This is a genomic window from Deltaproteobacteria bacterium (genome assembly GCA_011773515.1).
Taxonomy (GTDB): Bacteria; Desulfobacterota; Deferrimicrobia; order J040; family J040; genus WVXK01.
This window is the reverse complement of the sequence record WVXK01000016.1, coordinates 41,999-65,550: the sequence shown is the minus strand read 5'-3', so window position 1 is coordinate 65,550 and position 23,552 is coordinate 41,999. Positions and strand designations below refer to the sequence as shown.

19 protein-coding genes are annotated in these 23,552 nt (G+C 52.4%); 4 read left to right on the top strand and 15 right to left on the bottom strand.

Annotation, left to right across the window (positions count from 1 at the left end):
- Positions 1-3: 3 nt before the first annotated feature.
- From GTN70_02065 to GTN70_02040, 6 genes are all read right to left on the bottom strand, one after another.
- Positions 4-1,581 carry a hypothetical protein gene (locus GTN70_02065; protein NIO15783.1) on the bottom strand — a complete coding sequence of 526 codons (1,578 nt, stop codon included), beginning with the start codon at positions 1,579-1,581 and terminating at the stop codon, positions 4-6.
- 74 nt (positions 1,582-1,655) lie between these two features.
- Complete coding sequence (gene uvrC, locus GTN70_02060) at positions 1,656-3,479, bottom strand: excinuclease ABC subunit UvrC (protein ID NIO15782.1); 1,824 nt, start codon at positions 3,477-3,479, stop codon at positions 1,656-1,658.
- Positions 3,476-5,485, bottom strand: coding sequence for an excinuclease ABC subunit UvrB (gene uvrB / locus GTN70_02055; GenBank protein NIO15781.1), 2,010 nt, complete (start codon positions 5,483-5,485; stop codon positions 3,476-3,478). Before uvrB ends, uvrC begins: the two co-directional genes overlap by 4 nt.
- Positions 5,485-6,972, bottom strand: coding sequence for a cysteine--tRNA ligase (locus GTN70_02050; protein ID NIO15780.1), 1,488 nt, complete (start codon positions 6,970-6,972; stop codon positions 5,485-5,487). The genes uvrB and GTN70_02050 overlap by 1 nt, the downstream gene beginning before the upstream one ends.
- Before the next feature lie 2 nt (positions 6,973-6,974).
- The gene (ispD, locus tag GTN70_02045) at positions 6,975-8,144 is read right to left on the bottom strand and encodes a 2-C-methyl-D-erythritol 4-phosphate cytidylyltransferase (GenBank protein NIO15779.1); all 1,170 of its coding nucleotides are present in this window, start codon (positions 8,142-8,144) and stop codon (positions 6,975-6,977) included.
- A gap of 79 nt (positions 8,145-8,223) precedes the next feature.
- The gene (locus GTN70_02040) at positions 8,224-8,709 is read right to left on the bottom strand and encodes a CarD family transcriptional regulator (GenBank protein NIO15778.1); all 486 of its coding nucleotides are present in this window, start codon (positions 8,707-8,709) and stop codon (positions 8,224-8,226) included.
- Between the two features lie 199 nt (positions 8,710-8,908).
- On the opposite strand from GTN70_02040, the gene GTN70_02035 reads away from it, so the two are divergent.
- On the top strand, positions 8,909-9,979 hold the full coding sequence (locus tag GTN70_02035; protein NIO15777.1) for a DUF362 domain-containing protein: 1,071 nt from the start codon (positions 8,909-8,911) through the stop codon (positions 9,977-9,979).
- Between the two features lie 138 nt (positions 9,980-10,117).
- On the opposite strand, the gene GTN70_02030 is transcribed toward GTN70_02035, so the two are convergent.
- Positions 10,118-11,260, bottom strand: a complete 1,143-nt coding sequence (locus tag GTN70_02030; protein ID NIO15776.1) for an aminotransferase class V-fold PLP-dependent enzyme — start codon at positions 11,258-11,260, stop codon at positions 10,118-10,120.
- A 226-nt stretch (positions 11,261-11,486) separates the two neighbouring features.
- Here GTN70_02030 and GTN70_02025 point away from each other — a divergent pair, with 226 nt between their 5' ends.
- The 3 genes from GTN70_02025 to larE all read left to right on the top strand — a co-directional run bounded on the left by GTN70_02025 (position 11,487) and on the right by larE (position 14,179).
- Positions 11,487-12,293: an adenylyltransferase gene (locus GTN70_02025; protein ID NIO15775.1), complete on the top strand. Its 807-nt coding sequence runs from the start codon at positions 11,487-11,489 to the stop codon at positions 12,291-12,293.
- Positions 12,294-12,304: 11 nt separating this feature from the next.
- The gene (locus tag GTN70_02020) at positions 12,305-13,324 is read left to right on the top strand and encodes a hypothetical protein (protein ID NIO15774.1); all 1,020 of its coding nucleotides are present in this window, start codon (positions 12,305-12,307) and stop codon (positions 13,322-13,324) included.
- A gap of 63 nt (positions 13,325-13,387) precedes the next feature.
- Positions 13,388-14,179: an ATP-dependent sacrificial sulfur transferase LarE gene (larE, locus tag GTN70_02015; GenBank protein ID NIO15773.1), complete on the top strand. Its 792-nt coding sequence runs from the start codon at positions 13,388-13,390 to the stop codon at positions 14,177-14,179.
- A 51-nt stretch (positions 14,180-14,230) separates the two neighbouring features.
- Here larE and GTN70_02010 read toward each other — a convergent pair whose 3' ends face one another.
- The 8 genes from GTN70_02010 to GTN70_01975 all read right to left on the bottom strand — a co-directional run bounded on the left by GTN70_02010 (position 14,231) and on the right by GTN70_01975 (position 23,543).
- Positions 14,231-14,743 carry a molybdenum cofactor biosynthesis protein gene (locus GTN70_02010; GenBank protein ID NIO15772.1) on the bottom strand — a complete coding sequence of 171 codons (513 nt, stop codon included), beginning with the start codon at positions 14,741-14,743 and terminating at the stop codon, positions 14,231-14,233.
- A gap of 1 nt (position 14,744) precedes the next feature.
- The gene (locus tag GTN70_02005; protein NIO15771.1) at positions 14,745-15,182 is read right to left on the bottom strand and encodes an MOSC domain-containing protein; all 438 of its coding nucleotides are present in this window, start codon (positions 15,180-15,182) and stop codon (positions 14,745-14,747) included.
- Positions 15,183-15,185: 3 nt separating this feature from the next.
- On the bottom strand, positions 15,186-16,625 hold the full coding sequence (locus GTN70_02000; GenBank protein ID NIO15770.1) for a diguanylate cyclase: 1,440 nt from the start codon (positions 16,623-16,625) through the stop codon (positions 15,186-15,188).
- A gap of 2 nt (positions 16,626-16,627) precedes the next feature.
- Positions 16,628-17,758, bottom strand: coding sequence for a hypothetical protein (locus GTN70_01995; GenBank protein ID NIO15769.1), 1,131 nt, complete (start codon positions 17,756-17,758; stop codon positions 16,628-16,630).
- A gap of 223 nt (positions 17,759-17,981) precedes the next feature.
- The gene (fusA, locus tag GTN70_01990) at positions 17,982-20,081 is read right to left on the bottom strand and encodes an elongation factor G (GenBank protein NIO15768.1); all 2,100 of its coding nucleotides are present in this window, start codon (positions 20,079-20,081) and stop codon (positions 17,982-17,984) included.
- Positions 20,082-20,088: 7 nt separating this feature from the next.
- Positions 20,089-20,874: a type III pantothenate kinase gene (locus tag GTN70_01985; protein ID NIO15767.1), complete on the bottom strand. Its 786-nt coding sequence runs from the start codon at positions 20,872-20,874 to the stop codon at positions 20,089-20,091.
- A 1-nt stretch (position 20,875) separates the two neighbouring features.
- On the bottom strand, positions 20,876-21,841 hold the full coding sequence (locus GTN70_01980; protein ID NIO15766.1) for a biotin--[acetyl-CoA-carboxylase] ligase: 966 nt from the start codon (positions 21,839-21,841) through the stop codon (positions 20,876-20,878).
- A 25-nt stretch (positions 21,842-21,866) separates the two neighbouring features.
- On the bottom strand, positions 21,867-23,543 hold the full coding sequence (locus GTN70_01975) for a methylmalonyl-CoA mutase (protein ID NIO15765.1): 1,677 nt from the start codon (positions 23,541-23,543) through the stop codon (positions 21,867-21,869).
- Positions 23,544-23,552: the final 9 nt, after the last annotated feature.

Genomic DNA, 23,552 nt, shown 5'->3' with positions numbered 1-23,552 from the left:
AGTTTAATTTGAAAGTTTATCAGATTGATTTTTTTTAAACAATCGAGTTTTTCCCCTATTTTTTTCGCTCCCTTCTGCTCCGGCCTCTATAATTCTATCGGCATTTTTACCCGTCTTTAAAGTAAGAAGCAAAATGAAAGTGAAGGCAGCAAAATAAAGCAGCAGGTGGGGAAGGCCCGGAACTTTTACCGGGGTTGCGGGCCCCGTAAATCTGCATAGCCATTTTACGGCGCGAAGCAAAATATCGAAGAGCATCGCAAGCGCTCCCCCGCCAAGCGTTGCCAGTGGAAAGCTTAGTATACAGAGCAAAGCCCACACCAGGGCCAGCCCGATGAGGGGGACAAAGAGGGGGACGAAGATAACATTGTAAATGAAACCAAAAAGCGCAACACGTTTGAAAAAGTATGCAGCCAGGGGAACCGAGGCACAGTAAGCGGTAATCGAAATGCATAACCCGGTTTTGGCACCGCCCGCCGACCGGGGGAGGAGAGCCCCGAGCAGAAGAAGGAGGTAAAAGGTAAGAAGGAACGAAAAAACGAATGAGGCGGTTATTGCCTCAGCGGGTTCCGAGATGATCACCAGGAAAAAAGCAAACGCCAGGGGTGTGAAAACAAAACGGTCGTCGTATTTCCGGACCGTCAAGGCGGAAAATATCATCATCGAGTATGCCCGGGATACGGTGACCGGCATGCCCGCCAGGAAAGCATATGCCAGTGTTCCGAGTGCAGCCAGGACAAGCGACGGACCATTCATGTCAAAGATAAAACCCAGGCGGTTGATAACGAGGAAAAGGAGGCGGGACGCAAAGCCGAAGAAGAAAAATCCTACACCCACGTGAAGGCCGGAAATTGCCTGGAGGTGAGCGAGGCCGCTATCGACCAACACCTTTCTGCATGTTGAATGGTACCCTCTTTTCCCCGTGAGAATCGAGAGGAGGAAATCCTGTCCCATTTCATATCTTTTGGCGTCACGGAGCCCATCGTAGATCTTGGAGACGAGCACTGCGCGCGTTCCTCTCCTTCTTTTTTCCCCAAAAAAAATCATTCCGCCCCTCACCGGGTCAATTTTGAATGGAAAACCGCTGACCAGTGCCCTTGCTGCATATATAGACCCCGACCCTGAAAGGGAATGCTTCTTGACCCTCCCCAGGCCGAGTACCCTGCTGCCTTTTCTGCACTCGTACCACCCGGAATCCCCGAATGTCTGCACCATGATTTTCGGAATGAACAACAGTTCCCGGTTTTCATAAACCGGTTCCAACCGGGCTTCTCTCACGACCAGGCAAACAAGAGGCCCCTCCTGCTTCACCTCTGAAACCACACCGAGAAACCTGACCGTCTCCCCGCCACTCAGATACTGTCCGCCGGGTAAGTTCACACCGGAAAGCACCCCTCGAACAGAACCGGCAATGAAGAAAAGGGCAGAGAATACAACCAGCGCACGATCGTTTTTCGCTGTTTTGGTGCAAATATTTACTATGAAGCCAGGGAGCAACAAACCCGCATCGGCAACCGGCAGCAGATATCCCAGAAAATAGGAGAGGGTCAACTGGGTGAGCAGAAGCGGTCGAAGAGGCTGCATATGCTCCGGAAGAGCAAGGCGTGTGCCTGAAAAATTAGAAATTCACAGACGACCTGATGGCCTCTGTTTAAGTCTCAGTTCGAACTTGGCGGGTACTCCTTTGTGAGGTATGCGAGGAAATCCGCCGCCTTCGACGGGGATATTTTCAGAAGGGAGGCGACTTCAGCCGGGGGCCTGTCGAGGATTTCCCTGACGGACCCGTAGGAATCCATCAGCTTCTTTACCCTCACCCGCCCGATACCGGGGAAATTGTTCATGATGGATACCAACTTTGATTTCTCATCCCTTGATCGGTGAAAAGAAAGGGCAAACCGGTGTGCTTCGTCCCTTACCCTTTTCAGGAAGAGCAACACGGGATCGTCAGATTTCAATTTGAGAGGATTCTTCCTTCCCCTGATGTACACCCTGTCATCTTTTCCCTCCCCCTTGCTTCCCCGCTCCTTTGCAATAGAAACGATATCGGCCCTTTCGGGCGCCTCCCCTATCGCCTTCAAAGCCGCCATGAGATGTCCTTTCCCCCCATCGATGACAATCAGGTCCGGAAACCGCCCGAAGTCGATCCCTCTTCTTATTCTCCTGCCCAGGATCTCGGAAATCATCGTGTAGTCATCCCTGCCGCCATCCTGTTTGATTTTGAACTTCCGGTACCTGCCCTTTTTGGGTGTCCCATGCTCAAACGTTACCAGGGCACCCACGGCACTATCACCACTGTGATGGGACACATCGTAGCACTCCACGAGAACGGGCCTCTTTTCAAGTTTCAGCCTTTCCACCATGCGCTCCATCAGTTCGCCATATTGAAGCTCCCCTTTTCTCCTCGCCTCGAAGTATGCTTTCGCATTTTCGGCAGCAAGGTTCATAAGCTCCCTTCTCTTCCCCCGCAATGGGACCCTGAGATCCACGGCCTCCCCGGCCCCATCGGATAGAGACGCTCCGATGAATGCGTCACCCGGTTTAAGGGGAACCACTATCTCGGCGGGAAGATACGATCCATCTCCGTAATATTGAGACAGTACCGAATCGATAAGCTCGCCGTCAGAAGCCCCCCCCGTGCTGAGGGTATAACATCTCACGTCCATGACCCTGCAGTTTCTCAGGAACAATATGGCAACGGCAGCCCTGTCTTCCTCCCGGTACACTCCGAAAACGTCAGTGTCGGGAAGGGCGGCATTTACAACCGACTGTGAAGCAGAAAGATCTTCGATTACCCTGAGCCTGTCCCTGACCTCAGCCGCCTCCTCGTACCTCAGCTTTTTCGCGTATTCCCTCATCTTTTTTCTCAGCTCTGCCCGAACGGCTTTGTAATCTCCCCGGAAAAATTTCAGGGCCCTCTGAATATTTTCCCTGTACTCCTCTTCGCTTATGAGGCCGACGCAGGGTGCAGGACACCTTTTGATCTGAAATTGCATGCAAGGACCCTCCCTGCCCTTAAGGCATGCGTCAGAGCATGTCCTCATGGGAAAGAGCTTGATGGCAATTCCCAGGAGGTGGCGTATTCTCTTCGCCGATTCGTACGGCCCTAGATAGAGCGCCCCATCTTTCGCTACCTTTCTCACCAGCTGAAAACGGGGAAACTGCTCCTTCAGGTCGATTCTCAGGCAGAGGTATTCCTTGTCGTCTCTGAAATACACGTTGTAAGGAGGACGATGCTTCTTTATCAGGTTGTTCTCCAGAAGAAGCGCTTCCCTCTCACTGGTTGTGAGAAAAAACTCGACCGTTGCTGCCTCACGCATCAGATAGAGAATCCTCTGGCGAGAGTCTGACCCGGGGCTCTGATATGACCGGAGGCGTGCCCTGATATTCTTCGCCTTCCCGACATAAAGCGTCTTTCCCCTCTTGTCCTTGAAGAGGTAGATGCCCGTTTTCGCGGGCACCATAGAAATATCGAGGCTGCTCATTTGGCCACCTTTAACCTGTCCAGTCGGCCAAGCTCGAACTTTTCCAGGTCCGATATCCTGTCACGGATCCTTGCCGCATCCTCGAACTTCAGCTCTTTCGCAAGGGTGAGCATCTTCTTCCTCAGCTGGGAAATCAATTTTCTCACATCTCCCGCTGAAGCGGCTGGAAGGTCCTCGTCCCCCGCGACGGTCACATAATCGGCTTCAGAGACGGCGACGAGCGGGTCGTCGATCCCTTTCGATATCGACTGGGGGATTATGCCGTGATCTCTGTTGTAGTCCATCTGCTTCTTTCTCCTTCTCTCCGTCTCCTTCAGGGCCTCACGCATCGAGCCCGTCACGGAATCGGCATACATGATGACCGTCCCGTCAGCATTCCTCGAGGCCCTTCCGAAGGTCTGAATCAGGGAGCGGGCTGAACGGAGGAAACCCTCCCTGTCCGCATCGAGTATGGCCACCAGTGAGACCTCGGGAATATCGAGGCCTTCCCGGAGGAGGTTGATTCCCACCAGGACATCGAACTCCCCCTTCCTGAGTGCCCGTATGATATTGAACCTCTCGATCGTATCGATATCCGAGTGGAGGTACCGTGTGGCAACGCCGAGTTCATTGAAATACTCCGTTATCTCCTCTGCTAGCCTCTTGGTCATCGTCGTAACCAGCACCCTCTGGCTCTTTTCGGTCCGTACCCGTATTTCCCCGATGAGGTCGTCTATCTGGGTTTTGGCGGGCCTGACCTCAATTTTCGGGTCCACGAGCCCCGTTGGCCTGATGATCTGTTCGACAGTTCTTTTGCGACACACATCAAACTCGAAGCCCCCGGGGGTTGCGGAGACGAAAACCGCCTGACCTATCCTTTCCCTGAACTCGTCGAAGGTAAGCGGCCTGTTGTCGAGGGCCGAGGGAAGTCTGAATCCGAAATCCACCAGCGTCTGCTTTCTCGAACGGTCCCCGTTGTACATACCGCGAAGTTGAGGTATCGAAATGTGGCTTTCATCGATAAACATTATGAAATCATCGGGCAAATAATCTATGAGCGTAAATGGTGGCTGGCCGGGAAGCCTTCCATCCAGGTGCCTCGAATAGTTCTCGATGCCGTTGCAGTAACCCATCTGCTCGATCATTTCCATGTCGTAATCTGTCCGCTGACGCAGCCTTTCAGCCTCCAGCAGTTTGCCCTCGCGATTCAGTTCGAGGAGTCTCTCGTTCAACTCTTCCCTGATAGTCAGAATTGCCCGTGAAAGAACCTGATCGGGAGTCACATAGTGGCTCGCGGGAAATATAACCGTTTCCCTTACCCTTGATATCTTCTTCCCCGTCAGCGGATCGAAGTAAGACAGTGATTCAACGGCGTCCCCGAAAAATTCCACCCTCAATCCCCTCGAATCCTCATAGGCGGGAAAAACTTCCAGGACGTCACCCCTGACGCGGAACACTCCCCGGAAAAAATCGTACTCGTTTCTCTCGTACTGCATGTTCACAAGGCATTTTATCGCCGCATCCCTTCCGAAATCGTCTCCTTCAGCTATTCTCAGGACGATCGAGTTGTAGAATTCCGGCGAGCCAAGCCCGTAGATGCACGAGACAGAAGCGACAACGATCACATCGCGCCGCTCGATGACCGAGCGGGTAGCGCTGTGCCTCAGCTTGTCGATCTGCTCGTTGATCGAGGAATCTTTCTCGATGAAAAGATCGGTCTGGGGGATATATGCCTCGGGCTGGTAATAATCGTAGTAACTCACGAAGTACTCGACGGCGTTTTCGGGGAAGAGTTTTTTGAACTCCATGTAGAGCTGGGCGGCGAGCGTCTTGTTGGGAGCCAGGATTACCGCCGGGCGGTTGACGCTGGCAATCACGCTCGCCATCGTAAAGGTCTTTCCCGATCCCGTTACGCCGAGCAGGACCTGGTAGGGCAATCCCCGGTTCAGGCCTTCGACGAGTGCACGGCAGGCTTCCGGCTGATCTCCTGAGAGAGTGAACGAGGAAAGAAGGTTAAACGTACCCATCATGATTCTTCATCTTTGAACTTCCAGAACGTTCCCGATCTCGTGTCTTCTAATATCATACCCCATTTCGCAAGCTCACCCCGTATGCTGTCGGCTCTTTCAAAGTCATGAGCCGCACGGGCTTCCTCCCGCTGGCCGATTTTATCCAACACGGTATCGATGGAGATGCCAAGCTTTTTCAGTCTGTCTTCGATACCGTAGCGGAAGTAGGCATCACTGGTATCGGCGAGCAGGCCGAGGACCTTCGACAGGTCGATGATCATAACTCCGAGGGTCAGGAAGGCAGACGCTTTCTCCTGCTCCTTCGAAATCACCGAAGGGTACAATCGATTCACTCTCCTTACCGCATCAAAAACAAAACCCAGGGCCGCAGCAGTGTTGAAATCATCATCCATGGCGTCTATAAACTTTTTCCTCAGATCAGCCAGATGGCCCTGATCCGGCCTATCGAGGCAGGAGATGGCATCCCCCTCATCCATGGCCGGTATACCGGCCTCCCTGATTCGCACATATCGTTCGAAAAAATTGTAGAGCCTGTCGAGCCCCGCCTTCGCTTCCCGTATGCTCCTGTCGGAAAAGTCGATGGGGCTTCGGTAATGGTTCGACGCGAAGAAGAAACGTATCACTTCCGGGTGGAAATGCATGAGCACCTCCCGGATGGTGAAGAAGTTCCCGAGCGACTTCGACATCTTTTCCCTGTTTATGTTCACGAACCCGTTATGAAGCCAATACCTGACGAATGATTTTCCCGTAGCTCCCTCGGACTGGGCTATCTCATTCTCATGGTGGGGGAATATGAGATCTTTTCCGCCTCCGTGGATATCGAAGCTGTCGCCCAGATGCTTCATCGACATGGCGGAACACTCGATGTGCCACCCCGGCCTTCCGGGCCCCCAGGGGCTATCCCAGGCAGGTTCCCCCTCTTTGCTCCTTTTCCAGAGGGCAAAATCGAGCGGATTCCTTTTCCTCTCGTCGACGTCGACCCGAGCGCCCGCGAGGAGCTCCTCGATTTTTTTCCCGGAGAGCTTTCCGTAATCAAGTATTCTGTCCACCGAACAGTACACGTCCCCGTCAACTTCGTATGCATACCCATCGCCGATAAGTTTCTCCACCAGGGCGATAATTTCGGGAATGTGCTCCGTTGCTCTGGGCTCATGGTTCGGAAGTAACAGGCCGAGCCTCTCCATATCATCGTTGAAGGCCTCGATGTACCTCTCGCTGATCACGGCGTAATCCACCCCTTCCTCGAATGCCCTGTCAATGATCTTGTCATCGATATCGGTGAAATTCCTGACATAGGAAACGCGGTAACCGAGAAACAGGAGGTACCGGTAAATGAAATCAAAGACGATGTTTGCCCTAGCGTGCCCGAGATGGCACAGGTCATATGCAGTTATCCCGCACACGTACATTTTGACTTCGCCTTCATTTTGGGGGACAAACTCCTCCTTCCTGTTTCCGAGGGTGTTAAAGACTACCAGGCCCATGCTCACTCTCCTCCCTTTTCTTTTTCTACGAGAGCAACAGCTATCGATGAGATTCCCTCTTCCGATCCCTCAAAACCCATGCCTTCAGTGGTCTTACCCTTCACGGAAACGGCGGCCCCTTCTATCCCCAGCGCACGGGAGATGGAAGCAACCATCTGTTCAGCGTAATCAGCTATCCGGGGACGCTGGCATATTATCACGCAATCGATATTGACGATCCTTTCTCCCCTGTCTTCGATCATCCCTGCCACCCTGGAGAGGATTTCCGTGCTCGCAATTCCCCTGATGGACTCATCATCGGGAGGAAAGAAGTATCCAATATCCCCAAGTCCCGAAGCTCCGAGAATTGCGTCTGCGATGGCATGGAGGGCACAGTCTCCATCAGAGTGGCCGAGGAGGCCCGATTCCCATTCTATCTTGATTCCCCCGAGGTACAGTTCCCTCCCCTTTACGAGCCTGTGGGCATCATAGCCCAGGCCAACGCGAAACTCGCCTGTATACGCCCCCAGGAGAGACTTTACCACCGTCATGTCGTGGGGAGAGGTAATCTTGACGTTTTTCTCATCCCCCCGCAACAAAAACACGGGGTATCCCGATAGCTCCACCATCTGCGCCTCGTCGGTGCAATCCAGGCCGCGCTCCTTTGCATTCCTGGCCGACTCTCTCAATATATCCGCTCTGAAGGCCTGGGGAGTCTGGGCCCTGTAGTGGTGGTTCCTTTGAACAGATTTCTCCACCCTCGTTCCGTCCGCCGAGAGCTTCAGGGAGTCGGAAACCGGTATGGCAGGGATGACAGCACCTTTCTCCTTGGCCGCGCTTACGAGTTCCTCAATCGTTTCAACGTCAATGAGCGGCCTGGCGGCGTCATGGACGAGGATAACGGCAGGCGTCTCTTTGACCGCTTCGAGCCCAGAAAGTACCGACAGATGCCTGGTTTTTCCGCCGGGAACCACGGCCGAGACCTTCCGGTAGGAAAAAATGGTATCGAGTACCGAACCCGGAAGCGAAGGGGGCACGACGGCGACGATGGACTCAATGGACGGTGCTGCGGCAAAAGCAGCGAGGGAGTACTCTATGACCATCTTTCCGGCCACCGGAAAAAACTGCTTTGGCACACCGGAACCGAATCTTTCCCCGCTGCCTCCTCCGACTATTATCGCAACTGCAGACACTTGAGATCACCCTTCATAAAAAAAAAAGGGAAAGCACCCTGCTTTCCCTAATATACCCTGTTATGGCAACTAGCTGCGGCTAAAAATTTATATATCTGCTGATATCCTTCTCGACGTAATCCTCACTAACCTTCTTGGCAATTGATATCTCCTTCACGAGCAAGCTTCTCGCGGTATCGAACATTCTCCTTTCGCCGAAGGAAAGAGCCTTGTCGTTCTTCAAAAGCGACAGGTTTCTCAGGACTTCTGCGATATCGCGGAGGGAACCGCTCTTGAGCTTTTCCATATAGTGGCGGTATCTCCTGTTCCAGGGCTGATTGTTGCTGTTGGATTTTCTCTTTCTTAAAATGCGGTAAATTTCTTCTACTTCCTTGGTGGTTATGACCTTCCGGAGCCCCACCTGTTTTACGTTTTTCACAGGAATAAGAATCGTCGTCTCCGTGTCCAAAATCCTCAGAACGTAAAATTCCTCGCGCTTCCCGGAAAAAACCCGTTTCTCTATCTTTTTTATAGCGCCCACACCGTGGCCGGGATAAACGGCCATTTCACCCTTTTTAAATTTCATCGAACACCCCCCACTATTTTAAAAAAAACCCCTTTTTGTATTTATCAAAAGGGGAAAGTTGTGGTATGAATCTGTAGTATTTACGGCTAAATGCGATAAAGGAAGACTTGCTAATTTTCAATCCTTTTACAGCCATTTAACATTAATATATCAATTATAATACGAAGTTTTACAACAGTCAAGATTTGGAGGCAAAATTATGCCAACGGTGAGTTTTGTTACCCTGAGGTCCGGGCCGGAGAAGAACCTTTTACAGAAACTGGAAAGCACGGTCGAACAAAATTGTAATCCTGATCTCGTAAAAAAGGGGGAAATGGTGGCCGTGAAGACACATTTCGGGGAAAGGGGGAATCTGTCATTCGTGCGTCATCAATTCATCCACCAGATAGTCGAGATTATCAAAAGAAGGGGAGGGAAACCCTTCCTTACCGACACCAACACCCTCTATGTCGGAACGCGATCCTGCGCCCCGGACCACATAATGACAGCCTTTTACAACGGCTTCGGCCCCCTTACAACGGGCGCTCCCGTGATAATGGGTGACGGCCTGAGAGGTGAGAGCAAGGTGAAAGTGGAGGTCAACGGAGAATACGTAAAAGAGGCAGTCATCGGCGAGGAGGTTTTCAACGCCGACGCCATGTTTGCCGTGTCGCACTTCAAAGGGCACGAACTGACAGGGTTCGGTGGAGCAATAAAGAACCTCGGCATGGGATGCGCCGCCCGGGAAGGAAAGCTCTTCCAGCACTCAACCGTCTCTCCCTACGTGGACCCTTCCGGCTGCACTGTATGCGGCAGGTGTGTCGCCGTTTGCCCGGTGAGTGCCATTGCCATCGTGGCGGATTCGGCAAAAATCGACTCGGCCCTCTGCATAGGATGCGCCGACTGCATAGTCATTTGCCCGGAAAAAACCATTGAGGTCAACTGGAACGAGGCGACGGAGTCGGTGATGAGAAAGATGGCTGAGTACGCCCGCGGCGCAGTAATGGGGAAAGAGGAAAAGACCCTGTACATAAACTTCATCACCCAGGTGAGCCCTCTGTGCGACTGTTATGGGTTCAACGATGTACCGGTGGCCCCGGATCTGGGCATTTGCGTATCAACCGACCCGGTGGCGATAGACCAGGCTTGCATGGACCTGATCATCGAGAGTCAGCGGGGAATCGACCCGTTCAAAAGTGTCCACCCTCATGTCGACTGGCAGGTCCAGCTCGAGCAGGGGGAAAAGATAGGTCTCGGAAGCAGGAAGTATGACCTGGAGACAATTGATTGAAAAACATGCTCCCTTAGAGGTCAGGCCGACGAGTTCAGGGTTCCCCATCGGCCTCCTCTCCCCTCCTCAATGAGGGAAAACAGCCGAATTAGATATCATGACGGTCCAGCGGGATCTTTTTAGGCCGGACGTCTGGCCTCAGGCGATTTCCCTCAAAGACTCACGCAGGCGCTCGAAAAAGAGGTCGATCTCCTCAACGGTGTTGTAAAAATGGGGAGAAACCCTGATGCCCCCCCCTCTCGGGGAAACAACCACTTTTTTCTCGAGCAGTTTTTTCCACAGAACCTGGGGGTCCGCACCTGGGACTATGAACGTGAAAATGCCGGACCGCTCCGTTTCTTCTCTGGGAGTTATCACTTCCCACGAAGGTTCGGTTGTCAGAAAGAGGTGATCGATCAGCTTTTTCACCTCCCCGTAAATCGCAGTGACGCCAAGATCTTGGATCAGTTCAAGCGATCTGTTGAATACTGATATCGACAGTGCATTCAGCGAACCCGCCTCGAACTTTTTTGCCGTAACGTCCAGGGTAAAATCGATCCGTTCGAAATCGAATCTGTTTTTCACCGAATGCCAGCCGTACTCGATCGGCCGTATCATGTCCATCACCCTTTTCGAGACGTACAGACACCCGATACCTTCGATCGAAAGCAGCCACTTGTGCCCATCTGCAGCAAGAAAATCTATGTTGTATGCTTCAACGTCCATGGGTATGACACCGAGGGACTGGATTGCGTCGACGAAGAAGAAAATACCCCTTTTTCTGCAAAAATCACCTACCCTTGCCAGATCGTGCCGAAATCCGTTGATAAACTCGACGGAACTGATAGAAACGAGGGTCGTATTGCTATCGACGGCATCGAAAATCTTTTCGGCAGGAACTCTCCCCTCTTCGGGCTGCACCATGCGGACCTCGACCCCCTTCTCCCTGAGAGCGAACCACGGATAGAGATTTGCGGGAAACTCGTAGGCCGTCGTTACGACGTTTGAACCTTCAGCCCACGGAAAGCCACCGGCGATGAAGGAAATGCCTTCGGAGGTGTTTTTTACAAATGCCACCTCTTCCGGCGAACTTCCTATGAGTTTTGCAAACAAAAATCTTCCCCTGTCCGATATGTCCTTCCATCCCCTCGGGTTGAATGCCCCGTAGTTCGCATACTCCCTCAACTGCTCGACGCCGGCTGTTTTTGCACTCACCGGTATGGGGGCCACGCCGGCATGGTTGAGATAGATCAGGTTTTTCGTTACGGGAAACTCCCTCTGCCGTATATTGACCCTATCCATAGCAATCCTCTTTCCATTTCTAATATTCTTTAAGAAGTCACGGTAGCCGCCCCGCTCAGCCGGAAGGCCCCGTGCCGTGAGGATCCTTAAAGTCAGTTTAAGCCAGTTTGAAGTGGATTCACAACCTGAAGCGCCAGTTCTTCAAGAAAGAGCTTTTCCGTAATGGCGGATCGTTCTTTTCTCCTAACGGGCACTCTCTGGAAACTTTTATACTATAATTGTAAGGATGGGTAGAGAAGAAGAGAATATACTCCGGTTCAGCAGAAATATCCTCATCGAGGAGATCGGGCCGGAAGGGCAGAAAAAAATCCGTTCGTCTTCTGTCCTCGTCGTGGGGGCCGGAGGGCTCGGCTCCGCTGTCCTTTTCTATCTGGCCGCTGCAGGAGCAGGGAAAATAGGAATCGTGGACCATGACAGGGTAGACTTGACAAACCTGCAGCGACAGATACTCTATCAGGAAAAAAACGTGGGAGAAAAAAAGACGGAGGTAGCGGCCAGGAGGCTCAAAGCGCTTCATGGCGAGACCGTCATAGAAACCTATACGGAACGGATAAACACGGACAACGTTTTTGATATCATCGGCGGATACGAGATCATCGTGGACGGAACAGACAGTTTTGAAAGCAAATATCTTTTGAACGATGCCTGTGTCATAGCAGGAAAAAGACTCGTACACTGCGGGATTCTCAGGTTCGGGGGGCAGTTTTTCACGGTGATCCCGGGGGAATCAGGCTGTCTTCGGTGCGTTCTTCCCGAAATCCCGCTGAGAAAGGACTCGCCCGGCTGCCAGGAATCGGGGATCCTCGGATCCGTGGCAGGATTGTTCGGCTCGATACAGGCTACAGAGGTTCTCAAACTCAAAACGGGCGCGGGAAGGCCTCTGACGGACAGGGTCATGTACCTGGACTGCCTCGACTGGACCGTACGTTTCGTTGAGTTCAAAAGAAACGACAGCTGTCCCGTATGCGGCATGAGCCCCTCGATAACCAGGCCTCTCTCCCCGATTTCGTACGGCGAGGCGTGCACCGGTTGAGAAAACGGACGATGAAGGAAAAGGTAAAAGCAATAATCATGTTTTCCGGGGGCCTTGATTCGACCCTGGCGGCCAAGCTCATGCTCGACGAGGGCATAGAGCTCCTTGCGATCCACCTGACGTCCCCTTTCTGCACCTGCGACAGGAGAACCAGCGGCTGCAGGGCAACGTCGGTACTCATGGCAGAGCAGCTCGGGATAAAAATGGTCACCCTTCCCAAGGGAAAGGATTACTTCGATATCGTAAGAAATCCACGGCACGGATACGGATCTGCCCTCAACCCCTGCATAGACTGCAGAATCTTCGGGTTGAAGAAAGCAAAGGAAAGGATGGAAAAGGAAGGGGCCAGGTTCATCGTAACGGGGGAAGTCCTCGGCCAGCGGCCCATGTCCCAGATGCGTGACGTGCTGCGGTTCATAGAGAAAAAAAGTGGGCTGGAAGGACTCCTTCTGCGACCTCTCTCGGCAAAGCATTTCCCCCCCACCATCCCCGAAATTGAGGGCTGGGTCGATAGAAACAACCTTCTCAGCATCGCAGGAAGGTCCAGAAAAGAGCAGTTGATGCTGGCAGAAAAATACGACCTCAAGGACTACCCGTGCCCCGCAGGGGGATGCCTTCTCACCGACAGGATGTTTGCGCCCAGATTGAAAGATCTGTTCGAGCACTGTGATACCATCGAAAACTACGAGTTCAACTTATTGAAGGTGGGAAGGCACTTGAGGCTCGGGTCGGGCGAAAAGCTGATCATCCCCAGGAGCGAAGCTGAAAACACAAAGCTTCAAACGCTGGGTAAAGGGAGAATTGTCCTCGTGTGCCCCGAGGGGTTTCCCGGCCCCGTGATCGGTGTGGAAGACGCAAACTCGGGCCTTCCCTACAGGGAAATTGCCCTTTCCTTTGAACGATACGCCAAAAGAGCAAAAGAGCCTTACCCGGCATCGATACGATACCCGGATGGAAAAAGAGAAGATGTCTGTTTGGCCAAAGTCAGCAATGCGCATCCCGAAGAACTCGAGAGGTATCTCATACGGTAGGCGGGCAGAGTGGACAAAAAGGTTTCGGATAAACTGGACAAACTCCAGGAGATTTTGAGGGACATGGGTGCCGTCATCGTGGCATTCAGCGGGGGGGTGGACAGTACCTTTTTGCTCAAAGTAGCAATTGACACCCTCGGGGAAAGGGCAGTTGCCGTCACGGCAACTTCCTCAACCTATCCTTCTTTCGAACTTGAACAGGCCAGGTCCCTCGCCACATTGTTCGCCGCACGGCACCTGATCATAGAATCGGAGGAATTAGACATTCCCGAGTTTCGAGGCAATCCGCCGAACAGGTGTTATTTCTGCAAAAAGGAGTTGTTCGGCAAATTGATAAAAATTGGTGAGACAATGAACATCCCCTGGGTTGTCGACGGCAACAACAGCGACGACATTTTCGATTTCAGGCCCGGAAGGGTTGCAGCGGAGGAGCTTGGGGTTCGAAGCCCACTCGTGGAAGCCGGCCTCGTTAAAGATGAGATACGGGTGCTCTCCCGGAAACTCGGCATTCCCACGTGGAACAAGGGATCTTACGCGTGTCTCTCATCGCGGTTCCCATACGGAAATGAAATCACGGAGGAGGGCCTCAAAAAAATAGAGGCATGTGAAGCTTACCTTATAGAAAAGGGGTTCAGGCAGTTCAGGGTTCGGCACCACGACAGCGTTGCGCGAATCGAAGTTGGGCAGGACGAGATGGAGAGGTTTCTTGACCCTTCGATCAGGAAGGAGGTCTCGGAACGGTTCAGGGAACTCGGGTATACCTTCGTCTCCCTTGACCTCGAGGGATACAGGGCGGGAAGCATGAACGTTACGATAGAGGGGGATGCCCACCGCACAAAGGAAAAAGGCTCTTAGTTCTGCTCGGCGAAAGCCGTTATGGCCTGCTTTTCCGGGTCGGGGGAATCCTCACTCTTTGAGCCGCTCGATGCCCTTTTCGCTGCAGTCAGCCACCTCTCCCCGCACTTCCCTTACCGCATCCCTGAGGATATCCCCTATCACCTCTATATTTTCAATCGCTCCTTTTGGAGAACCGGGAAGATTTATTACGATGCTTTTCCCTCTTATGCCGCAAACCCCCCTTGAAAAGGAGGCGTAGGCTGTTTTTGCAATGCTTTCCTTTCTCATGATTTCTGGAAAACCCGGGATGTGTCTGTCTATGACGGAGAGGGTAGCCTCGGGTGTCACATCCCTCGGTGACAGCCCCGTGCCGCCCGTTGTCACCACGAGGTCAACTCCCTCATTATCAATAGCCCCGCAGATAGCGTCACCTATCGCACCGGCCTCGTCGGGTACGATGGCAGACCCGACCACATGAAATTGCTTCCCCGCCAGGAATCCGGCAACCGATGGGCCCGACAGGTCTTCTCTCTCCCCGCGGAATGACCTGTCGCTCACGGTTATCACGAAAGCGGTAAACATCTCATTCAAGTGCAACCCCGTCTCCCGGCCTGACCAGTCCTCCTCTTACAACTTTCGCAAATATTCCCTCCCGGGGCATGACACAGTCGCCGGCTGAAAAGTATATGGCACACCGATCGTGACATTCCTTACCGATGTGGGTAACTTCCAGCAGCGCAGTTTCTCCGAGCCGGATTTTCGTACCCACATCGATCGAGAGGAGCGAAATGCCCTCGACTGTAATGTTTTCAGCAAAGTCTCCGGGAGAAAGCTCCAGGCCGCCGGAAGCTCTCATCTTCTCGATCGAATCAATGGAGAGGAGGCTGACCTGCCTCGTGCCGGGCCCTGCGTGCGCATCTCCTGCAATACCGCTGCCCTCAACGAGGGAAACAAAATCGACGTTTTCTTTCCTCGTTCCCTTTTCTCCGCTGATTGATACCGCAACGATCCTGCCAGACATGGCTCACAACTTTAAGATATTCGTCTTGAAGATGAGCTTCTCGTACTCCTCACCGTCGTCTGGATATGTGGCATGTCCAAACTTTATATCGACTTTGATGTCCTTCCCCTCTTCCTTGATCACGGCGATCTCATCTTCTATGGACTTCTTTATCCTCGGGATTGCACTTATCTTTCCGTCCTCGGCCTGAGGCAATATGATGCCAAACTTGCTTTCACTGATTCTCGCCACCACGTCATACTCGCGCAAGGTTCCCCTTATTTTCCCGGCAAGACGCTTTATGATACGGTCTCCCTTCCACTTCATGTAAAATTCCTCAAAGCTCACATGGGGGACGATTTCACAAATCATCAGGACGAGTTTGCTGCTGAACCTCTTGGCCCGGTTCAGCTCGGTTAACAGCCGGGACTGGAAATACTTGAGATTGGGCAATCCCGTCACGTCGTCTATGTTTTTCAGCTTTTCATTTCTCTCAAAGGTTATGGCATTTGAAATCGCCTTTTCCGCATACCTGGTAAACTTTTCAAAATTATTCAGGTCCTCACTCGTAAAGGGTATGGGGTAAAAAGTCTTTTGCGTGAACTTGTCAAAAATGGTTGCCGTCCCGATAACATCCACCCCTTCCTTCAGGGGATAGCAGATAAGCGTCTTCGCATAGCCATCGAACTTCTTGTGCTGTTCATCTTCGCCAATATCCCGGAGGAGAATCGGATTGCCGCTTTTCAACACCTCCACCACCACCGCCCTGTCGAGTTGAAACAGCATCTTCTGTACATCCTCTCCCTTCAGGCCGTAGAATTCTCTTATCGTGTATTTGCCGCTGTCTTCGTCATACAACCTCAACACACAGCTCTCTGCCTCCATGATCAGGGAAGCAGACGTGGCAACAAGCTTGAGCAGCCTGTCCAGGTCGAGAGTGGAAATGATGTTGACCCCGGCTTCGTTGATGGCCGCTATCTTGGTCATGCGCTCGGAAACAGTTTCCTCTTTGATGGCTATTGATACGACATCGGCAAGCTGGTTGATCGCCTCTCCTGCCGCGGCGATCTTCTCCGGGGGAAGGCCTCTTTCTGAGACACTCTGGACAGAGACGACTCCGAGCATCTCCCCCATCGTGTTCAACCCGAAGGCGTGGTACTCCGCCTTCAGTCTGCTGTCGGCGGGCCTGTTCACCTCCCTCATGGAAACCACGCGTTTTTCTACAAGGGACAGGGCATCCACCGTTCCCGAAGCCGAGAAGCGCACGGCATCAACACCCCCCTGGTACCGGATAGTGGAGCCCCTGAGGAAAAATTCATCCACTTCCCTGTCGAAGAGAAGAACGGAAACTACCGAGTTGTCGAGAAACTTGGAAATAAGATCGGTAAATTCTTTTATCTTTATATCGATACTGCTGGAAGAACGTATTATCTCTTTGGATTTATTCTGAAAATCCTGTACCATCCTCAGCCTTTTTCTACCGATATTTTGATCTTCACAACGACTTCGGCACCCTCGCTGTTTAAAAACACCGCCGGAACCACCGCACCCCCCTCATGAGAAATGTATGGATTCTCGAGCCGAACGAAAGTAAGCCCCGCTCCCTCAACGGAAACTCCCACATCGCCAGCCCCGACATGCTCCTCCTCGCGGACCTCTTCTTCTTCTATCTCTATTTCATCGAGCAGGCTTCGTATATCTCCATCTTCCCCTTCCAGGTCCGGCATCTCGTCGAACTCTATTGCCTCTGAAAAACCAGGTTCTTCGGGGGAATCCATCTCGCCACCGAGGTCCTGCCCCTCAAGGAGCATCTCGCCGGCCCCATCCTGCATATCGCCCTCTGCAGACAGCTCCCCGAAATTTATGTTCATTGAGGAATCCGATGGAAGCTCTTCCAGATCCTCAATCTCTTCGATCTCCTCCTGTTCGCTCACGAACCTCTGGTCTATTTCTCTCCCCACAAGCTCACCTATGTCTTCTTCTGCAGAGCTTCCGATCTCAGATTCCAGAAGGAGCGTCTTCCTGAGATAATTGAAAACCATCTTGGCAATTTCCATCAGAGTGTCTTTTACGCCCTCCCCCGTGATGGCTATCGCGTTGAAGTACGGCACGCCGTTCTCATTGAGGTGACTGTTCATCTCCTCAACGGACATGATGTTTTTGAGGTCACGCTTGTTAAACTGCATTACGAAAGGGAGTTCCTCGAGATTCTTCCCGTAAGACGCCAGGTTCTCTTGCAGATTCCGAAGACTCTCAATATCGCTGTCGAGCATGTTCACCTGTGAGTCAGCAACGAAAACTATCCCATCCACACCCTGGAGGACGAGTTTTCTCGTCTGGTTGTAAAATACCTGGCCCGGGACGGTATAGAGATGGAATCGAACGGTAAAGCCTTTTATCTTGCCGAGTTCAACGGGGAGAAAGTCGAAGAAAAGCGTTCTGTCCGTTTCCGTGGGAAGGGAAATGAGTTTCCCCCTCTGGTCGGACTGCAACATCGAATAGATCGACTCGATGTTCGTTGTCTTCCCCGAAAGTCCGGGGCCATAATACACGATCTTCGCGCTTATTTCTCTTGCAGCGTAATTGAATAGTGCCATTGAAACCTCTTCCATTATTTAGTATCGTTCGAGCTTTTTCCACTCCTTTTCTCAGATTACTTTTACCACAAATACGCACTTTTTTTAAAATATCATTTTATCGCTCAATACATTGAAACCGAAAGTAACGGAGCAGGAGCATCCAACTGTCGCCAGTTGCCCCTGTTTCATGGAATGAAGCGAGGATCGACGGCTCATCATCTCCGAGGCAGGGAGCATGGCATCATTTTTCATCCGCGACTGCTTCGGCTTCCCTCTTCGCTTCATCCATCACCTTATCGGCCACCTGGCCCGTCGCCTCCTCGTAGTGGGAGAACTTCATGGTGAACACGCCCCTGCCGGAGGTGAGAGCCCTTAAATCCGACGAGTATCTCAAGATCTCTGCCATGGGAACCAGCACCCTGACAACCTGGTGCCTTCCATGTGCCTCCACTCCAAGAACCCTTCCCCTCTTGCTGTTCATATCGCCGATCACATCCCCGATGTTCTCTTCGGGGCAGGTTACCTCAACCTCGATTATGGGTTCGATGAGCACGGGATTTGCCTGCTCCATCCCCTTCTTGAACCCCAGTGATGCGGCAATTTTAAAAGCCATCTCCGACGAATCGACGGGATGGTATGAACCGTCGTAGAGGGTAACCCGAATGTCAACGACAGGATAGCCTGCAAGAAAGCCATCGGTCATTGCTTCAAGGACTCCTTTTTCAACGGCGGGAATATACTGGCGGGGCACTACCCCCCCGACAATCTTGTTGACGAACTCGAAGCCGGTTCCTCTCTCGAGGGGTTCGATCTGCAACCATGTATCTCCGTACTGACCTCTTCCGCCTGTCTGTTTCTTGTATCTTCCCTGCACCTGTACGCTTTTCTTGATCGTCTCTTTGTACGGCACCTTCGGGGTCCGGAGCACCACCTCCACGCCAAACTGCCGCTTCAGTTTTTCCACCGCAACCTCCAGGTGTATCTCCCCCATCCCCGAAAGAATGAACTGCCTGGTCTGCGGATCCTGGCCAAATGTAAGCGTTGGGTCCTCCTCCATGAGGCGGGCCAGGGAGGGACCAAGCTTGTCCTCGTCACCTCTGCTTACCGGCTTTATCGCAAAGGATATGACGGGCTCCTCGAAGGTGAGCTCACCAAATTGGATGGGGCTTTTTTTGTCGCAGAGCGTATCTCCCGTCACCGTTTCCTTGAACTTGGGAATAGCGATAATCTCCCCGGCGATTGCGCTCGTCAACTGCCTCTGCTTTTTCCCCTCCAGCTTCAATATCTGTGCTATGCGTTCAGAAGTGTCCTTGTTTGCGTTATACAGTCCCATGTCGGGAGTCAACGTCCCCGAGTTGATCTTCATGATAGAAAGCTTCCCCGCATAGGGGTCGACGAGGGTCTTGAACACCTGCGCCGAGAAGGGCCCTTCCTTTGCTATTTTCCTCCCCTCTTCCTCTCTGTTCCTTGGGTTTTTTCCCACGATCTCTCCCCGAAACGGCGGAGGGGGCAACAATTGGTTGACATAGTCCAGGAGGGCGTGAATCCCGACGAGCTTCAATGCAGAGCCGCAGAAAAGAGGAAAAATTTTCATTTCCCAGACGGCGTTCCTGTACGCCTCCATCATCTCCTCTTCCGTTATTTCGCTGTCGCTCAAATACTTCTCGAGCAGCTCATCATCCGTCTCCGCCACCGACTCCACAAACATCTCTCTCAGTTCGCCAATCCTACCAGCCAGGTCCTCAGGGACATCCTGAAGCTCAAATTCACCCGATCCCTCGCGGGGATAGATAGCCGCCTTCATCTTGCAGATATCCACCACTCCCCGGAGCTGTGCTTCTTTTCCGATTGGATACATGACGGGAACGACGTTTGCGTTCAAAACTTCCTTTATTTCCTCGACGACTCTCTCAAAATCGGCCCTTTCGCGGTCCATCTTGCTCACGAAACCAATGGTGGGCACTCTCAACTCATTGGCAAATTTCCACATCTTCTCCGTTTGCACCTCGACGCCGGAAACGGCGTTCACCACGAGAACGGCCCCGTCTAAAAAGCTCAGGCAATTCCTCGCGTCGGCCTCAAAATTTATGTATCCCGGGGTATCGGCAACGGTAACGTCATATTTTCCCCAGCGGTAGTGGTGAAACGAGGTGCTTATCGTAATTTTCCTCTTGATCTCCTCTGGATCAACGTCGAAATTCGAAGAACCGTCATCAACCCTTCCCATCCTGTCGGTAGCCCCCGCACAGAAAAGAAGAGACTCGGCCAGCGTGGTCTTTCCCGCCCCGCCGTGCGCTATAATCCCGAGGTTTCTGATCCTGTCGATCTCTGTATTCCTCATCTTCTGATCATGCCTCCTCTGCGTTTTTCTTGTTTTTTAAATATATAATTCTCAACCCGTCCAAAGTCAAATTTTCATCAACCAGGTCGATTGCCTCCGATTCGGGCGCGATGGTCTTTGCGATCCCGCCCGTTGCGATGACGATGAGATCCTCACTGTATTCCCTTTTTATTCTCTCAACGATCCCGTCAATGAGGCTGACGTAACCGTAAAATATGCCGGATTTTATCGATTCAACGGTATTTTTCCCCACAATTGAAAGTGGCCTGCTGATATCGACCCTCGGGAGTTTCGATGTCTGTTTGAAAAGAGCCTCGGCAGAAATATTTATTCCAGGCGCGATTACACCACCCATGTAGTCACCCTCAGAGGAAACGAGGTCGAATGTGGTGGCCGTTCCGAAATCCACCACGATACAGGCAGAACCGTATTTGCCGAAGGCGCCGACGGCGTTCGCTATTCTATCCGCTCCCACTTCCTTCGGGTTGTCATACCTGATCCTTATTCCTGTTTTGACGCCGGGTTCGACGACGAGTGGATCTTTTCCGAAATACTTTTTCGCAAGCTCTTCAAAGGTTATCGTCAGGGGAGGAACGACGGAGGAGATGACGATGCTGTCAATTCCAGCGACATCGATCCTGGATCGATCAAGCAGCTGCGAAATAAGGACTCCATATTCATCTTCCGTCTTGTCCCTGTCCGTAACGATACGCCAGTGTCCGGTGAGTTCTTCTCCGGCAAATACACCCATAACGATATTCGTGTTCCCGATATCCAAAACAAGCAGGCTCATGTCACCTGTCCCTTATTTCCTCCACGTCTCCGGAAATTATCTCGAACCGGTTACCCCCCTCGTCCTCGAGCACCAGGTAACCCCTCTCTCTGTGAATACCCTTGACCTCTCCCTGAACCTTCTCTTTCCCGGTCCGAAGGGTTACCACCTTCCCCTTCAGGAAAGAGAGGCGGTTCCATTTCTCTATAAACATTTCGAGGCCACGTCGCTGAAAGATCTCCAGATTCCGAAGGAGCAGCTCAACGACAGAGGAAGCTACGTCAACCCTCATGATATCCTTTCCGGTATACTCTTTCAAAGATATAACCAGATCGCGCAGATGAGGGGGGAAGTCTCTCCTTTCGCTGTTCACGTTGATCCCGATTCCGATTACCACCGAACGGGTCGAATCGAGCTCTGCCACCATCTCGGTCAAAATGCCGCAGAGTTTCTTTCCGGCAAGATACACGTCGTTTGGCCATTTGACCTGGCAGGGTATTTTGAACTTATCCCGGATCGCACCTGCCACTGAGAGGCCCGCTACGATCGTTATCGCAGGAGACAGGGCGGGAGAAACAGCGAGCGGGAGCAGAACGGACATGTTGATATTTTTCCCGCGGGGAGAGAACCATCGCCTCCCCATTCTCCCCCTTCCCGAGCTCTGTTCGTCTCCGATGGCAATGGCTCTTTTTATTCCTCCCTCATATCTTTTCAGAAGGAACGAGTTCGTTGAGTCGACCGACTCGAGTATGTGGATCTCTTCCCAGAAATTCTTTTCGCTGAAGGTTGCCCTGAGAGTCTCGAGCTCTACATGGGATGGGATCGAGGCGAGGCGATACCCCTTTCCGGCTTTGCCTTCCACGTTCCACCCATTTTTTCGAAGGGAGGAGATCTTCTTCCAGAGTGCCTGCCTGCTAATCCCAAGGCTCTTTGAAATTTCCTCTCCCGAAAAGAACCTGCCCGGGTTGCTGAGCAGGAACTCTATCACCTTATCACTCATTGCCCTGTCGGCACTAGAGCAGTGATCTTGCAGTGTAGGTGCCAAAAACCGACCTCATGACGTCGCTTATCTCTCCAATCGTTGCATAGTTCTCAACAGCTTCAAGTATGGGAAACATCAGATTGCTTCCATCCCGGCAGGCATCCAGCAAATTTTCAAGAGTTCCGGCGACCTTTTTGCCGTCCCTTCTCTTCCTCAGTTCCCGGATTTTTTTCCGCTGCACCTTCTCGATCTTGGGATCGACTTTGAGCAGGTTTTTCGGGGGCCCTTCTTCAATCACGTAGTCGTTGACACCCACCACGATCGCTTCCTTTTTCTCCACTGCAAGCTGATACTGGTATGCTGACTCCTGAATTTCCTTCTGGACGTAGCCGGACTCGATGGCCTTTATCATCCCCCCCATCTTGTCTATCTTCTTTACGTACGCTTCCGCCTCCTCCTCGATCCTGTCAGTCATGGCCTCGATCGCATACGACCCGCAAAGGGGGTCAACCGTATCGGCCACCCCCGCCTCGCTGGCCAGGATCTGCTGGGTTCTCAGAGCAACCCTCACCGCATCTTCTGTGGGAAGGGAAAGTGCTTCGTCCATGGAGTTGGTATGCAGCGACTGGGTCCCGCCCAGAACCGAGGCCAGAGCCTGCAACGCAACACGAACAATGTTATTTTCCGGCTGCTGGGCGGTCAGCGACGACCCGGCTGTCTGGGTATGAAACCGCAGCATCATCGAGCGGGGATTTTTTGCCCCGAAGCGTTCCTTCATTATCCTGGCCCACAATCTCCTTGCCGCTCTGAACTTCGCCACTTCCTCCAGGAAATTGTTATGGGCATTGAAGAAAAAGGAAAGTCTCGACGAGAAAGAATCAACCTCCAGTCCCGCATCCAGGGCGGCCTGGACGTATGCGATGCCATCGGCAAGCGTAAAGGCGACCTCCTGGACCGCCGTGGAACCCGCCTCACGGATGTGGTATCCGCTGATGCTTATCGTATTCCACTTGGGGACATTGCTGCTGCAGAATTCGAATATATCGGTAATGATCCGCATGGAAGGTCCGGGTGGGAATATGTACGTTCCCCTCGCGATGTACTCCTTCAGGATGTCATTCTGAATCGTTCCGGATAGTTCTTGCATTGAAATGCCATTTTTCTTCCCTACCGCTATGTACATGGCGAGAATAATCGACGCGGTGGCGTTGATGGTCATCGACGTGGACACCAGGTCGAGGGGAATATCGCGAAGCAGCGTCTCCATGTCCTCCAGCGAATCAATTGCTACGCCGACTTTTCCCACCTCACCCGCGGCCATAGGGTGGGAGGAATCGTACCCCATCTGGGTGGGGAGATCGAAGGCTACGCTCAGGCCGGTCTGTCCCTGGGCCAGAAGGTAGCGATATCTGGCGTTCGACTCTTCGGCGGTCCCAAATCCCGCATATTGCCGCATGGTCCAGAACCTGCCCCTGTACATGGTAGGCTGGATTCCCCTGGTATACGGATACTCCCCGGGAAAGCCGACATTATCCAGGTAACGCTCAGATTGCGCATGAAACGGCATGTATGCCCGCTCTACGTCATACCCCGACGTGCTCTTGAAGGCGGGTTTCCTCTCGCTGGAATGTTTCATCGATTCATCAAGGACCTTTTTTTCCCACCTGCGGAAACTGCCCCTTATATCTTTCAGGCCTTTTTTCCCCATTTCCTGAGC

What these genes read in the sequence shown, in the direction of transcription:
- GTN70_02005 (NIO15771.1), bottom strand. Translation starts at nt 15,182, where the DNA reads ATGTCTGGCAGGATCGTTGCGGTATCAATCAGCGGAGAAAAGGGAACG.
- uvrC (NIO15782.1), bottom strand. Translation starts at nt 3,479, where the DNA reads ATGAGCAGCCTCGATATTTCTATGGTGCCCGCGAAAACGGGCATCTAC.
- GTN70_02025 (NIO15775.1), top strand. Translation starts at nt 11,487, where the DNA reads ATGGGTAGAGAAGAAGAGAATATACTCCGGTTCAGCAGAAATATCCTC.
- fusA (NIO15768.1), bottom strand. Translation starts at nt 20,081, where the DNA reads ATGAGGAATACAGAGATCGACAGGATCAGAAACCTCGGGATTATAGCG.
- GTN70_02010 (NIO15772.1), bottom strand. Translation starts at nt 14,743, where the DNA reads ATGTTTACCGCTTTCGTGATAACCGTGAGCGACAGGTCATTCCGCGGG.
- GTN70_02040 (NIO15778.1), bottom strand. Translation starts at nt 8,709, where the DNA reads ATGAAATTTAAAAAGGGTGAAATGGCCGTTTATCCCGGCCACGGTGTG.
- GTN70_01995 (NIO15769.1), bottom strand. Translation starts at nt 17,758, where the DNA reads ATGGCACTATTCAATTACGCTGCAAGAGAAATAAGCGCGAAGATCGTG.
- larE (NIO15773.1), top strand. Translation starts at nt 13,388, where the DNA reads ATGGGTGCCGTCATCGTGGCATTCAGCGGGGGGGTGGACAGTACCTTT.
- uvrB (NIO15781.1), bottom strand. Translation starts at nt 5,485, where the DNA reads ATGGGTACGTTTAACCTTCTTTCCTCGTTCACTCTCTCAGGAGATCAG.
- GTN70_02030 (NIO15776.1), bottom strand. Translation starts at nt 11,260, where the DNA reads ATGGATAGGGTCAATATACGGCAGAGGGAGTTTCCCGTAACGAAAAAC.
- GTN70_02020 (NIO15774.1), top strand. Translation starts at nt 12,305, where the DNA reads ATGAAGGAAAAGGTAAAAGCAATAATCATGTTTTCCGGGGGCCTTGAT.
- GTN70_02000 (NIO15770.1), bottom strand. Translation starts at nt 16,625, where the DNA reads ATGGTACAGGATTTTCAGAATAAATCCAAAGAGATAATACGTTCTTCC.
- GTN70_01975 (NIO15765.1), bottom strand. Translation starts at nt 23,543, where the DNA reads ATGGGGAAAAAAGGCCTGAAAGATATAAGGGGCAGTTTCCGCAGGTGG.
- GTN70_02050 (NIO15780.1), bottom strand. Translation starts at nt 6,972, where the DNA reads ATGGGCCTGGTAGTCTTTAACACCCTCGGAAACAGGAAGGAGGAGTTT.
- GTN70_01985 (NIO15767.1), bottom strand. Translation starts at nt 20,874, where the DNA reads ATGAGCCTGCTTGTTTTGGATATCGGGAACACGAATATCGTTATGGGT.
- GTN70_02035 (NIO15777.1), top strand. Translation starts at nt 8,909, where the DNA reads ATGCCAACGGTGAGTTTTGTTACCCTGAGGTCCGGGCCGGAGAAGAAC.
- GTN70_02065 (NIO15783.1), bottom strand. Translation starts at nt 1,581, where the DNA reads ATGCAGCCTCTTCGACCGCTTCTGCTCACCCAGTTGACCCTCTCCTAT.